Here is a 12614-nt window from a genome sequence, read left to right on the forward strand (position 1 = left end):
ATGGCTTGCCTCGCGTTCGCCGCGTCACTCATCCAGCGTGAACCCGACGCGCAGCGTCACCTGGTAGTGCCGCACGGCGCCGTTCTCGATGTGGCCGCGTGTCTGCACCACCTCGAACCATTTCATCTCTCGCACGGTCTTGGACGCGCGGCTGATCGCGTTCTTGATCGCGTCCTCGATCGAGGTCTCGGACGATCCGACCAGTTCCAGGATCTTGTAGACATGATCCTTCTCGGCTGCGGGCATGGTGGGCCTCCATCGGTTCTGATGCGCCACGCGCCACCGCGCGGCCTTTCAACTGAACGGGCAGCCTGCCTTTCCGGTTCCGTCGTCCACCGCGGCCCATATGCGGGCTATTCGAGGACGCGCGCCGGCGCGCCAACCTCGGCAGCGGTGGCCGGCAGCGCGTTGCGCCACATCATCATCAGCAGCATCGCCAGCAGGACCATCAGCGCGGCGCCGGCGATCGCCGGCTTGAAGCTCTCGTCGAAGCCGGAGGCGAGGCTCGTCGATTGCAGCAAGCCGTAAGCGCCGGCCAGCATCAACAGGGCGTACATGAGGCTACGCTCGCGCGGGCTGGCCACCTTGGGGAGATCCGGGAGGATCAGCGCCAGACCAATTCCTGTGATGGGCAGGTCATAGTCATAGGCATAGGGGCTGATCATCACCGAGACCAGCGCGGCGATGCCGAGCGTGAACGAGGAAGGCATCGCGCGAACAATGCCAAGTACGACGATCGCGAGCGCAAGGCCCGCAATCGTGGCCTGGCCCCAGAACGCACCGCTTGCAGGGACGCCGGAATTGTACAGCGCCGCATAGCCCGAGATCATCCGGAACAGGGGATACAAGCCCTGCTCGAGCAAGCTCGCCGACTCCTTGATCGCACCCAGCCACGCGAGCCAAGTCTGCGGCCCGAAGGCGAGGGTGCAAACAAGCGAGCTCACGAGCACGACTGCTGCGGCGACGGCGATCGTCGCCCAGCGCCGGTTCGCGAGCAGATAGAGGCTGATGGCAACGGCGAGATGCGGCTTGATGACCATGGCGCCGAGCGCGAGCCCCGCGAGCACCTGGCGTCTCTCGGCATGGATGCAGACGAGCCCGATCAGCGCACCTGTGAGGAATCCATTTTGTCCGCAGCCAATTGTGATCGCGATCGCCGGAAACAGGATGACGAGGACCTGTGCAAAGTGCTCTCCCGCAAGCTTGCGCAGCGTCATCAGATAAGCCACGAGCGTCGTTCCGGTGAACAACGCGTAGGCCGCCCAGGTCGGCAGGAAAGCGAGCGGCGCAAGCAGCAGGTCGAATTGGGGCGGGTACGTCCAGGGCATGAAGCCGGTGGCGCCGCCCGGCTGGCTCGCCTGCATCTTCATGAACGCCGCGAACTGGTAGGTCAGATCGAGATCGCCGAGCCAGATCCGTTGTGCGACGAGGTGAAAGGCCGCGAAATCGGGCACCTGCTGGTCGTACCGGAAACCCCACCGGAAGAACCAGTAAATCTTCAGAGCAAAGATTGTCGCCAGTGCCCCAACGACGACGCGCTCATAGAGCGTGCGCTTCGACGCCTGCGATCGAACGGACTCCAGCGTTTCGGCGAACATGAGAATGAAGCGACCTGGCGTGATGCGATGGTGGACGTGCCACGGAACTCTGCGGCCGAGCTTGCCGGCTCAGGCTTAACGGACGGTGACGAACCGTTCGTGTCTGCCCAGAATCGCAGTGAACCAGAAAACTGGACGCCCAGGCGCTCATCGTCATTAACGAAATGCTGACGTCGCGGGTCGGCAATGGCCCGGCGGAAATAGGAATGCGATCGGAGTGTGAGATAAATCCCTACGGATCCAGCTCCGTATCCCAGTAGAGATAGTCGAGCCAGCTGTCGTGCAGGTAGTTCGGCGGGAACAGGCGGCCGTTGCGATGGAGCTGGTGCACGGTCGGGGCGAAAGCGTGCTGGCGCGGAAACATTTTGGCCTGCACGGGCGTGAGATTGCCTTTGCGCAGGTTACAGGGCGAGCACGCCGCGACCACGTTTTCCCAGGTGGTCTGGCCGCCTTTGCTGCGCGGGATGATGTGATCGAAGGTGAGGTCTTCGGGCGAGCCGCAATATTGGCAGGCGAAACGATCGCGCAGGAACACGTTGAACCGGGTGAAGGCGGGATGCGTAGTCGGCTTGACGAAGGATTTGAGCGAGACCACGCTCGGCAGCTGCATTTGCAGCGTGGGGCTGTGAACCGCCTGATCGTAATGCGCGACGATATTGACGCGATCGAGGAACACCGCCTTGATCGCGTCCTGCCACGACCACAGAGACAGTGGGTAGTAACTCAGCGGCCGGAAGTCCGCGTTCAGGACCAGCACCGGCCAACTGCCTTGCGAGACATGTGCGTTCAAGTAACGCTCCCGGCCTCCAATATACGCTGCGAAGCAGCATGTATTGACATACTACATGCAGCGTGACGGGATTGTGAAGCCCGTTGAGCGACTTATTCAGGTGCAAGCAATACGGCGGCGGGGTGGCAAGCGCTCAAAAACGCCGCGATTTGGGGAGGGCGCCAGGGAGCCGGCGCGGAACTGCATCGACCAGCCCTCGTGACTTGCGTAGCCGCCGCTTTACCCGAGCAGCGAGAGCATGTGGCCCTGCTCAGGCGGAATGCGCCCCTTCAGCGTGTCGAGATAGACCTGCCGCACCGCGTCGGGCCCGCGGCTCTCGACGACACTCAGGCATCGCTGCAGCATCGGTGCAAAGCCCGACCATGCCGCGCCAAAGCGCTGCTCGATGCCGCCCGGACCCCATTCCTTGGCACGCTTGGGGATCTGGTCGGGAGCGGAGAACCACCGCGGCTTCGCGCCGGGCAATTCGCCCTCGTCGGGCTCGGTGGCGCGATGCGTCAAGCCGACGCGCATGGAGCATTTCATCTGATCGACAAAATGCCGGTGCAGTTCGGCGCGCAGTGCGCTGTTGCCGGCCATATCGATGAAAGCGACGGGCGCATCCGCTGGCAGCGACGCGATGCGATCATAAGTGACGACCTCGTCATAGCAACTGAGCGAGGTGACGAAGCCGGTGTTGCCGGCCGAAGTCAGGCCGATCACCTTGCAGCCGCGCATGTGCAGCAGATGGCCGAGCCCGAACGCAGTCTTGCTCGACGCGCTCGAGAGCAGCACGGTGCGCGCGCCGAAATCGTCGTTTTCAGTCAGGAAGTCATCGACCAGGAACGACAGCATGAACAGCGGCCGCAGCAGCGCCTGATAGTCGCCCTGCTTGCCGGCATAGGCGGCGTCGCCGCCGATGCGCGCATAGGCGTTATACACCGGCGCCACGCCTTGCCGGTGCGCGGCACCGTCGCGCAGGCCGCGCTTGCTGACATCGGTTGCTTCGATCACCAGATGCGTCGCCATCGGAAAATAGCCGAACAGCCGCTCGCCGACGGGCACATTCGGATGTTTCGAGGCGATGACGTCGCCAAAGCCCCACACCGGAATGTTGCCGAAGCCCGCGGGTGCGGGAAACAGCTGCCAGTATTTCAGCTCCTCGCCGAGCACGGCATAGGTGACATTGTTCGCGGTCAGCGCAAAGCGGTCGACCTTCACCAGCAGCGCATCTTGCGGCAGCGTGTCGATCTCAGGGAGCGTGGTTGCGATCGTCTTGCACGTTTCAAAATCGTCGCGCGCAACGATGAAGTCGGTGGCTGTCATGATGTCGGATCCCGGCTGGGTCTGTGCGGGCATCTCATCGATCACGCACGTGTCGTTTACAACAGCAACATAGTTTTAAACGTTGTTCGGCGGCCTGCCCGCGATCACGCCTTCGCGGTTCTTGATCGCGCGATAGTAGCTCCACCACAGATGCGCCGCGGCCCCGCGCAGCGGCCGCCATGGTTCTGCAAGCGGCGCCATCTGCTTTTCCGTCGGCCGGGCCTTCAGCCCCAGGCCAACCTTGATCCCCTCCTGCACGGCGATGTCGCCGGCCGGCCAGGCATCGCCATGGCCGAGGCAGAACAGCAGATAGACATCGGCCGTCCACGGCCCGATGCCCGGCAGCGCAATCAGTGTATGGTGCGCGGCCTCGGCGTCTTCTTCCGCGAGCACGTCGAGGTTCAGCCGCTGCGCGGTGAGCTCGCGCGCGAGATGTTTCAGCGTCTTGATCTTGGCCGCGGACAGGCCAAGCCGTCCCAGCCGGTCGGTGCGGGCACGGCGTACCGCCTCATGATCGAACGGATCGAAGGCGGCCGACAGCCGCCCCCAGATCGCCGCGGCGCTCGCGGTGGAGAGCTGTTGTCCGCAGACGATGTGCGCAAGCCCCGTGAAACCCGGCTCGCGCCGCCGCAAAGCGGGCATGCCGGCGATCTCGAGCACGGGCTTGAGGCGGGGATCGCGCTTGACCAGCGCGTGGACGGCTTCTTCGAGATCGGACTGGGTTTCGAGGTGGATAGGCATTGTTGCTCTGTTTGTCATGCGGGCTTGACCCCGTGCCGAATATCTTACTCCGTCATTCCGGGGCGATGCGAAGCACCGAACCCGGGATCTCGAGATTCCGGGCTCGGTCCTGCGGACCGCCCCGGAATGACGGCCGTCGCGGTCAAGCCCGGCCATGACGAGATCTTTGTATATGAAGCCACCCGTTTTCCGATTTGCCCCCAGCCCGAACGGCTTGCTGCATCTCGGCCACGCCTATTCGGCGCTACTCAATTTCGACCGTGCGCGCGAAACCGGCGGGCGGCTGTTGCTGCGGATCGAGGACATCGACGCGACGCGCTGCCGGCCGGAGTTCGAGACGGCGATCTACGAGGATCTCGCCTGGCTGGGGATCGCCTGGGAGACGCCGGTGCGGCGGCAGTCGGAGCATCTCGCCGAATATCGCGCTGCGCTGGAAAAACTCGCCGCGCTCGGCCTCGTCTATCCCGCCTTCGAGAGCCGCGCCGAGATCGCCAAGCTCGTGGCTGCGCGCGAGGCCGATGGACCATGGCGGCGCGATCCCGACGGCGCGCCGCTCTATCCTGGCGATGCGAAATCGCTGCTGGCCAGCGAGCGGTCGCGTCTGATCGATACCGGCGCCCCTTACGCGCTGCGGCTCGACATGGCGGCGGCCTGCCGGCGCGTCGCCGGCCTGACCTGGATCGAATTGGGCGAGGGCCCTGATGGCGAGCGCGGCATGGTCGCGGCGCGGCCCGAGGCGTGGGGCGACGTGATCCTGGCGCGCAAGGAGACGCCGACCAGCTACCATCTGGCCGTGGTGGTCGACGACGCGCTCCAGGGCGTGAGCGAGATCGTGCGCGGCCAGGACCTATTTCATGCCACCTCGGTCCACCGCCTGCTCCAGGTTTTGCTCGGCCTGCCGGAGCCCGTCTACCGCCACCACCTCCTGATTCGCGACGCCAACCGGCGGAAGCTGTCGAAATCGAGTCAGGCAATGGGTCTGCGGGAGTTGCGCGCCGCCGGCGCCACGCCTGCCGCCATCTGTCAGCTGGTGGGATTAGGTCAAGTTTCTCTGGGGGTTAGCCAAACGCCGCCGTGACTCCGGGGGTTCCGCCGTGCCATGCTTGGCCCCGGGAGCCCGGGGTTCGAAGGGGATGCTTCGAAGGGGAATTATGGCGGCGAAAACGCGCGCAGCGCGCACCACGCGAAAGTCCAGGCAACCGCCTCGGAAGCGGTCCGGGGCGGCCGGGAGGTTGCGCAAGCGCGGCACCAAAATTGGCGCAATGTCCGTCGCGCCCGACGTGATCCAGGCGGCGCTCGCGGCGTTTGCCCACGAGGTCCGCACGCCCCTGACCGGCATTCTCGCAATCAGCGACCTGCTGTCGACCTCCGATCTCGGCGAGCGGGAGCGGCGCTGGGCCGACACCATCAAGGCCGGTGCCGAGCATCTGGCGAACCTTGCCACGCTGTTCGTCGATGCCGCCAAGACCGGCAAGGGCGCGGGCGGCAGCACATTGCGGCAGGATTTGTTCGATCTGCGGGCGCTTGCCCGCAGCACCGGCGATTCGCTTGCCGGCCGCGCCGCCGCCAAGGGGCTCCAGGCCGAGGTCGAGATCTCCGACAAGCTCGCGGGCCTCGTCGTTGGCGATCCCGTCCGCCTCCGCGCCGCGCTCGAGAACCTGATCGACAATGCGGTCAAATTCACCGACCAGGGTGGCGTTGCGATCTCGGCGGTGCCGTGGCGTCCCGCCAAAAGCAAGGGAAGGGGCAAGGATAAAGCCAAGCACCGGGTGGGCGTTGCCTTCGCGGTGTCCGACAGCGGCATCGGCCTGACCATGGCCGAGATCAAGCGGCTGTTTCGCCCGTTCACCCAGGCCAATGTCACCATCTCCTCGCGCTTCGGCGGCGCCGGGCTCGGTCTGTCCTCGGTGAAGCAATTGGCGCGCGCGATGGGCGGCGACATCACGGTCGCGCCGCGGCGCGGTGGTGGCGCCACATTCACGCTGACCGTCGCGCTGGATGCGGCGGGGCCGGCGAAGTCGCGCAAGGCCAACGGCAATGAGGCGGATACGCTCGCGGCGCTGCGCGTGCTCAGCGTTGAAGACAATCCATTTGGCCGTGTCGTGCTCAACACGATTCTGACCGAGCTCGGCCATCATGCCGAGTTCATCGGGCGCGGCGAGGACGCGGTGAACCGGCTCGCGCAAGGCGGCTTCGATGCGGTGCTGATGGACATGGTTTTGCCGGGCATCAACGGCGTCGAGGCAATCCGGCGGATCCGTACGATGGAAGCGCCGCAGGCTCAGATCCCGATCATCGGCGTATCCGGTCGCGGCGAAGACGAGGCGGCGTCGCGCGAGGCCGGCGCCGACGCCTTCCTGGTCAAGCCTGTGTCCCCGCGGGCTTTAGCGACTGCGCTGCTTGAAGCGAGACGCCGTGAGGAAGCCGCGACTTGATGATCGCGGCATTGAGCTCGCCGCCGAAGACGAAGATCGCGGCGATGAAATACAGAAACACCAGCGCGATGATCACCGAGGCGAGGCCTGCATACATCGTCACGTAATTGTTGGCGAAGCGCGCCAGATATTGTCCGAACACGACGCCCGAGATCAGCGACGCCACGATGGTGAAGACGATGCCGGGCAGGATCTGGAGGAAGCCGCGCCGTCCCGCCGGCAGCCAAGCGTGCAGGATGAGCAGCGCCACCACCAGCGCGCCGACGGTGATGCCGTAGCGCAGCCAGGTGAGGATGCTCTCGTTGGATTCGACGAACAGCGGAATGTGGCGCCGCGCCGCCTCGATGAAGAGCGGGCCGAGCACGATCAGGAACGCCATGGCGAGCGCGGTGAAGGCCGCGACCAGCGTGTAGCCGATCGATTCCAGCCGCAGCCAGTACCAGCGCCGCATCTCCACCACCGCATAGGCGCGGTTCAGCGCGACCCGCAGCGCCTCGACGCCGTTCGAGGCGAAATAGACCGACAGCGCCGCGCCGATCGTCAGCACACCGGTGCGGGTGGTAGTCAGCACGTCGTGGATCTCGCCGGACAGTGAATCCGCCACTTGCCTCGGCCAGACCTGGAGCATCAGCCCGGCCGCCTGGTCGGCGAGCTCCTTGGAGCCGAAGAAGCCGGCCAGCGACGTCAGCACGATCAGGAACGGGAATAGCGCCATCAGCGTCGACAGCGCGATGTGGCTCGCGATCGCCCAGCCGTCGTCGGCCAGGAACGTGTAGAAGGCGTCCTCCACGACGATGTAGATGGTGCGGATCACCTTCACGGCCTGCTCCGTAATGCTCCCTCTCCCCACAAGGCTGGAGAGGCGAAGACGGCAGGCCATGCGCGCAAATCGGAAATCATCCGGCCAGCTTCTGACATTATTGGCCTAAAAGCCAGATTGGGAACGCCATGGCGGAGCGCCGCACACGGTGTTATCACCCCCAAATGGCATCTCTCCTGACTACTTTCATCCTGCCGGTGGCAGCCGGCGCCGTGGCGATCGTGCTGCTGCTCGGGCTCGTCAACATGATGCGTGGCGGCTCGCCCAACACCTCGCAGAAATTGATGCGCTGGCGCGTGCTGCTTCAGTTCATCGCGATCGTCATCGCCATGATCGCGGTCTGGGCGATTGGGCGGTAGGGCATGATCCGGAAAAGTGTGAAGCGGTTTTCCGATAAGATCATGCCCTGAGAATAACGAGGCCAACATGGTTGTCCTGAACCGAATCTATACGAAGACAGGTGACGACGGCACGACAGCGCTCGGAACCGGCGAGCGTCGTCCGAAATATGATCTGCGCATTGCGGCCTATGGCACGGTCGACGAGACCAATGCCGCGATCGGCGTGGTGCGCCTTTACACCAAGGATGCGCCGGAGCTCGATGCGATGCTCGGCCGCATCCAGAACGATCTGTTCGATCTCGGCGCTGATCTCGCGGTACCGGAGCGCGAGGGCAAGGCGGAACGGCTGCGGGTGGTGGAAAGTCAGGTCGAGCGGCTCGAGCGCGATATCGACGCGCTCAACGACAAGCTCGCGCCGCTCACCTCCTTCGTGCTTCCGGGCGGCACGCCGGCCGCCGCCTACCTCCATGTCGCCCGCACGATTTGCCGCAGGGCGGAACGCGTAATGGTGGAACTGGCGGCCCAGCACGGAGAGCCGGTCAGCGCAGCTGGCATCCAGTATGTAAATCGCCTATCGGACTTCCTGTTCGTGGCCAGCCGCACCGCTAACCATAATGGCGCCGGTGACGTGCTCTGGGTTCCGGGCCAGAACCGCTGACCCATTGAGCAGCGCATTTCTAAAGTCTAAAATTCGGCCCTGTCGCGCGTTGACCGGGCCGGATCAGGCCTTTAGGTTCCCCGCCAGTTGAATAGCCCCCCTCTCAAATTGAGTGAAAGAGGATCGATGAAGGTCTTAGTGCCGGTAAAGCGGGTGGTCGATTACAACGTCAAGGTCCGCGTCAAGGGCGATGGATCGGGCGTTGAACTCGCCAACGTCAAGATGTCGATGAACCCGTTCGACGAAATCGCAGTCGAGGAAGCGCTGCGCCTGAAGGAAGCCGGCAAGGCGACCGAAGTCGTGGTGGTCTCCATCGGACCGGCGCAGGCGTCGGAGACGATCCGCACCGGTCTCGCCATGGGCGCCGATCGCGGCATCCTGGTGAAGGCCGAGGGCACCGTCGAACCGCTCGCCGTCGCCAAGATCCTGAAGAAGGTTGCTGAAGAAGAGCAGCCCGGCCTGATCATTCTCGGCAAGCAGGCGATCGACGACGACAGCAATCAGACCGGCCAGATGCTGGCCGCGCTGCTCGGCTGGTCGCAGGCGACCTTCGCCTCGAAGCTCGAGGTCGAAGGCTCCGACTTCAAGGTCACCCGCGAAGTCGACGGCGGCCTGCAGACCGTCAAGCTCAAGGGACCGGCGATCGTCACCACCGATCTGCGTCTCAACGAGCCGCGCTATGCCTCGCTGCCCAACATCATGAAGGCCAAGAAGAAGCCGATCGCGGACAAGTCCGTCGCCGATTACGGCGTCGACGTCACTGCGCGCCTCGAAGTTCTGAAGACGGCTGAGCCCGCGGGCCGCAAGGCCGGCGTCAAGGTAAAGGACGTCGCCGAGCTGGTGTCGAAGCTCAAGAACGAAGCCGGGGTGCTCTGATGACGACGTTGCTGATTGCTGAACACGAACACGAAGTCCTCAAGGACTCCACCAACAAGGCGCTGACCGCGGCGTCCCAGCTCGGCGGCGACGTTCATGTGCTGGTCGCCGGTGGCGGGCAGGGCACCAAGACCGCGGCCGAGGCGGCCTCGAAGCTCGCTGGCGTCGCCAAGGTGCTGGTCGCCGAAGGCGAGCCCTACGCGCACGATCTGGCCGAGCCGCTGGCTGCGCTGATCGTCTCGCTGGCGCCGTCCTATGACGCGATCGTCGCGCCCGCGACCTCGCGCTTCAAGAACGTGATGCCGCGCGTCGCAGCTCTGCTCGACGTCATGCAGGTCTCGGAGATCATCAAGGTCGTCGCCCCCGACACCTATGAGCGTCCGATCTATGCCGGCAACGCCATCCAGACGGTGAAGTCCAAGGACGCCAAGAAGGTCATCACGGTCCGTACCTCGACCTTCGCGGCGGCAGCTGCCGGCGGCAGCGCGCCGGTCGAGAGCGTTCAGGTTGCGGCCGATCCGGGCCTGTCGTCGTTTGTCGGCGAGGAAGTCGCCAAGAGCGACCGTCCCGAGCTGACCTCGGCCAAGATCATCGTCTCCGGTGGCCGCGCCATGCAGAGCCGCGAGAATTTTGCCAAGTACATCGAGCCGCTCGCCGACAAGCTCGGCGCCGGTGTCGGTGCCTCGCGCGCGGCGGTCGACGCCGGCTATGCGCCCAACGACTGGCAGGTCGGCCAGACCGGCAAGGTCGTGGCCCCCGAGCTCTATGTCGCGGTGGGTATTTCCGGCGCGATCCAGCATCTGGCCGGCATGAAGGACTCCAAGGTGATCGTCGCGATCAACAAGGACGAGGACGCGCCGATCTTCCAGGTCGCCGACTACGGCCTGGTCGCCGACCTCTACCAGGCCGTTCCGGAGCTGACCGCCGAACTCGGCAAGCTCGGCAAGTAAAACGCGTTAAAAACACCGGCCGGAGGTATAAACTCCGGCCGGTGTTGCTTTTTCGAGGCGTTTTCTTTGGCGTGGGGCACGCCTTCGAAGCGATCCAATCTAGGTTTCGGGCCAGGATTCTGATCTAATCGAGCTTCTGATAAATCAGACCTCCCGGCTCAGGGGATAGGCAGGGCGCGACATGCGCGCCGTTCCGGTGGATGACATTATGGCGGCAGTAATCAAGAAGGTCGGCGTGATCGGCGCGGGGCAGATGGGCAACGGCATTGCGCATGTCGCGGCCTTGGCCGGCTTCGACGTGGTGCTCAACGACATCTCGGCCGACCGCCTCAAGTCAGGCATGGCGACCATCAACGGCAATCTGGCGCGCCAGGTCTCCAAGAAGGGCGTCACCGAGGACGATAAGGCCAAGGCGGTCGCGCGTATCAAGCTCGCCGAGAAGCTCGACGACCTCGCCGATTGCGATCTCGTGATCGAGACCGCGGTCGAGAAAGAAGAGGTCAAGCGCAAGATCTTCCATGAGCTTTGCGCGGTGTTGAAGCCGGAGGCGATCGTTGCTTCCGACACGTCGTCGATTTCGATCACGCGGCTCGCCGCCGCCACCGACCGGCCCGAGCGCTTCATCGGCATTCACTTCATGAATCCGGTACCGCTGATGGAGCTGGTGGAGCTGATCCGCGGCATCGCCACCGACGATTCCACCTTCGAGGCCTCCAAGGAATTCGTCGCCAGGCTCGGCAAGCAGGTCGCAGTCTCCGAGGATTTCCCTGCGTTCATCGTCAACCGCATCCTGCTGCCGATGATCAACGAGGCGATCTACACGCTGTATGAAGGCGTCGGCAACGTCGAGGCGATCGACGCGGCGATGAAGCTCGGCGCCCACCATCCGATGGGCCCGCTGGAGCTCGCCGATTTCATCGGCCTCGATACCTGCCTTTCGATCATGCAGGTGCTGCACGAGGGCCTGGCCGACTCCAAGTACCGCCCGTGCCCGCTGCTGGTGAAGTACGTCGAGGCCGGCTGGCTCGGCCGCAAGACCCAGCGCGGCTTCTACGACTACCGCGGCGCCAAGCCGGTTCCGACAAGGTAATCCGATCCGCTTCGTGACAATTTATGTCGCGTTAACGCCTCGCGTCTAGGTTACGGCCGGTACGGGGGCTCGCGTAATGGACACGATGGCGATGGTCAGCACCATGCTGGCCTCTCAGCAAGGCGCGCTGCAGTCGAATATCTCGGCGACGCTGATGAAGCAGAACGCGGACGCGGAGAAATCCGCCGTCCTGACGCTGCTGGGCGCCGGTCAGCCCTCGCTCGCCAATGTCGGAGCTGGTGTTGGCGGCAACCTCAACATCACCGCCTGAACTCCCTAAAGGGACGCAGCAGCCGGCCTTAACGCGGCCCGCAGCAGCTTGAGCGCGTCGTCGCTCGCCCATTCCGCTGGCCCCGCGATGGTCGCGATCTCGCAGCCCTGCGGGTCGACCAGCACCGAGGTCGGCATGCCCAGGGCCCGGCCTACGGCCTTAAGATCCTGAAAAACCTTGGCTTTCTGATCGTTGAAATAGCCGAGCCTGGTCAAGTTTGCGTCTTTCAGGAAGTTTTTCGGCTTCTCGGGGTCGCGGGTGTCGATATTGATCGCCACCACCTCGAAATTCGGGCCCGAAAGCTTGGTCTGGAGCTGGTCGAGCGCCGGCATTTCCTTGCGGCACGGGACGCACCAAGTGGCCCAAAGGTTGACCAGCAGCGTCTTGCCGCGGAAATCCGAGAGCTTCTTCGGCTTGCCCTCGGCATCCTCGAAGGCCAGGTCGGGCAGCTTCAGGGGGGCGGTCGCCATGGTCAGCGCCGCCACCTCGCCATGGGCGAGCGGGGCGATCTTTTGGGCCGTGGCCACCGCCGCCCGGCAGGCCGGATCGCCTGACGGGGGCCGGCTCAGGCCGAGCCCATACAGCGCGGCGAAGCCGGCCAGCCCGCCGACCACCACGGTGGCGATGACGATGGGGATCCGGCGCGTGGCGGAGGGCTTCTGGTCGAGCATATCGTTTGTCATCCGGTCGCAGATATGGCTATCAGAGGCCTCTTAATACGGCTGGCCTCCACCAGCAA

15 protein-coding genes are annotated in these 12614 nt (G+C 64.6%); 8 read left to right on the forward strand and 7 right to left on the reverse strand.

Annotated features, from left to right (window positions below):
• Positions 1-24: 24 nt before the first annotated feature.
• The 5 genes from JJC00_RS04795 to JJC00_RS04815 all read right to left on the reverse strand — a co-directional run bounded on the left by JJC00_RS04795 (position 25) and on the right by JJC00_RS04815 (position 4434).
• Entirely contained in the window at positions 25-246 is a 222-nt protein-coding gene (locus JJC00_RS04795; protein ID WP_200471594.1) for a dodecin, read from the reverse strand.
• Between the two features lie 107 nt (positions 247-353).
• Positions 354-1598 (reverse strand): glycosyltransferase family 87 protein, encoded by a 1245-nt coding sequence (locus JJC00_RS04800; RefSeq protein WP_200471595.1) that lies wholly within the window; start codon positions 1596-1598, stop codon positions 354-356.
• Between the two features lie 232 nt (positions 1599-1830).
• Positions 1831-2388, reverse strand: coding sequence for an HNH endonuclease (locus JJC00_RS04805; RefSeq protein WP_018316280.1), 558 nt, complete (start codon positions 2386-2388; stop codon positions 1831-1833).
• Positions 2389-2607: 219 nt separating this feature from the next.
• Positions 2608-3693: a DUF2855 family protein gene (locus tag JJC00_RS04810; RefSeq protein ID WP_200471596.1), complete on the reverse strand. Its 1086-nt coding sequence runs from the start codon at positions 3691-3693 to the stop codon at positions 2608-2610.
• Between the two features lie 75 nt (positions 3694-3768).
• Positions 3769-4434, reverse strand: a complete 666-nt coding sequence (locus tag JJC00_RS04815; RefSeq protein ID WP_200471597.1) for a DNA-3-methyladenine glycosylase family protein — start codon at positions 4432-4434, stop codon at positions 3769-3771.
• Positions 4435-4606: 172 nt separating this feature from the next.
• Between JJC00_RS04815 and gluQRS the strand changes: the two genes are divergently transcribed.
• On the forward strand, positions 4607-5512 hold the full coding sequence (gene gluQRS, locus JJC00_RS04820) for a tRNA glutamyl-Q(34) synthetase GluQRS (protein ID WP_200471598.1): 906 nt from the start codon (positions 4607-4609) through the stop codon (positions 5510-5512).
• Positions 5513-5585: 73 nt separating this feature from the next.
• Entirely contained in the window at positions 5586-6869 is a 1284-nt protein-coding gene (locus JJC00_RS04825; RefSeq protein ID WP_200471599.1) for an ATP-binding protein, read from the forward strand.
• Here JJC00_RS04825 and JJC00_RS04830 read toward each other — a convergent pair.
• Complete coding sequence (locus JJC00_RS04830; protein WP_200471600.1) at positions 6796-7689, reverse strand: YihY/virulence factor BrkB family protein; 894 nt, start codon at positions 7687-7689, stop codon at positions 6796-6798. The genes JJC00_RS04825 and JJC00_RS04830 overlap by 74 nt on opposite strands.
• Positions 7690-7853: 164 nt before the next feature.
• On the opposite strand from JJC00_RS04830, the gene JJC00_RS04835 reads away from it, so the two are divergent.
• From JJC00_RS04835 to JJC00_RS04860, 6 genes are all read left to right on the forward strand, one after another.
• Complete coding sequence (locus JJC00_RS04835) at positions 7854-8048, forward strand: twin transmembrane helix small protein (protein WP_200471601.1); 195 nt, start codon at positions 7854-7856, stop codon at positions 8046-8048.
• 67 nt (positions 8049-8115) lie between these two features.
• On the forward strand, positions 8116-8688 hold the full coding sequence (locus JJC00_RS04840) for a cob(I)yrinic acid a,c-diamide adenosyltransferase (protein WP_200471602.1): 573 nt from the start codon (positions 8116-8118) through the stop codon (positions 8686-8688).
• A 126-nt stretch (positions 8689-8814) separates the two neighbouring features.
• Entirely contained in the window at positions 8815-9564 is a 750-nt protein-coding gene (locus tag JJC00_RS04845; protein ID WP_200471603.1) for an electron transfer flavoprotein subunit beta/FixA family protein, read from the forward strand.
• Positions 9564-10514 carry an electron transfer flavoprotein subunit alpha/FixB family protein gene (locus JJC00_RS04850; protein ID WP_200471604.1) on the forward strand — a complete coding sequence of 317 codons (951 nt, stop codon included), beginning with the start codon at positions 9564-9566 and terminating at the stop codon, positions 10512-10514. Before JJC00_RS04845 ends, JJC00_RS04850 begins: the two co-directional genes overlap by 1 nt.
• A 208-nt stretch (positions 10515-10722) precedes the next feature.
• Positions 10723-11604 (forward strand): 3-hydroxybutyryl-CoA dehydrogenase, encoded by an 882-nt coding sequence (locus JJC00_RS04855; RefSeq protein WP_200471605.1) that lies wholly within the window; start codon positions 10723-10725, stop codon positions 11602-11604.
• Positions 11605-11680: 76 nt separating this feature from the next.
• Positions 11681-11875 (forward strand): hypothetical protein, encoded by a 195-nt coding sequence (locus tag JJC00_RS04860; protein WP_148751685.1) that lies wholly within the window; start codon positions 11681-11683, stop codon positions 11873-11875.
• A 5-nt stretch (positions 11876-11880) separates the two neighbouring features.
• Here the strand turns inward: JJC00_RS04860 and tlpA are convergent, their stop codons facing one another.
• A complete protein-coding gene (tlpA, locus tag JJC00_RS04865) occupies positions 11881-12546 on the reverse strand; it encodes a thiol:disulfide interchange protein TlpA (RefSeq protein ID WP_200471606.1) in 666 nt (221 codons plus the stop codon).
• Positions 12547-12614: the final 68 nt, after the last annotated feature.

It is taken from the genome of Bradyrhizobium diazoefficiens (genome assembly GCF_016616885.1).
GTDB classification, from domain to species: Bacteria; Pseudomonadota; Alphaproteobacteria; order Rhizobiales; family Xanthobacteraceae; genus Bradyrhizobium; species Bradyrhizobium diazoefficiens_F.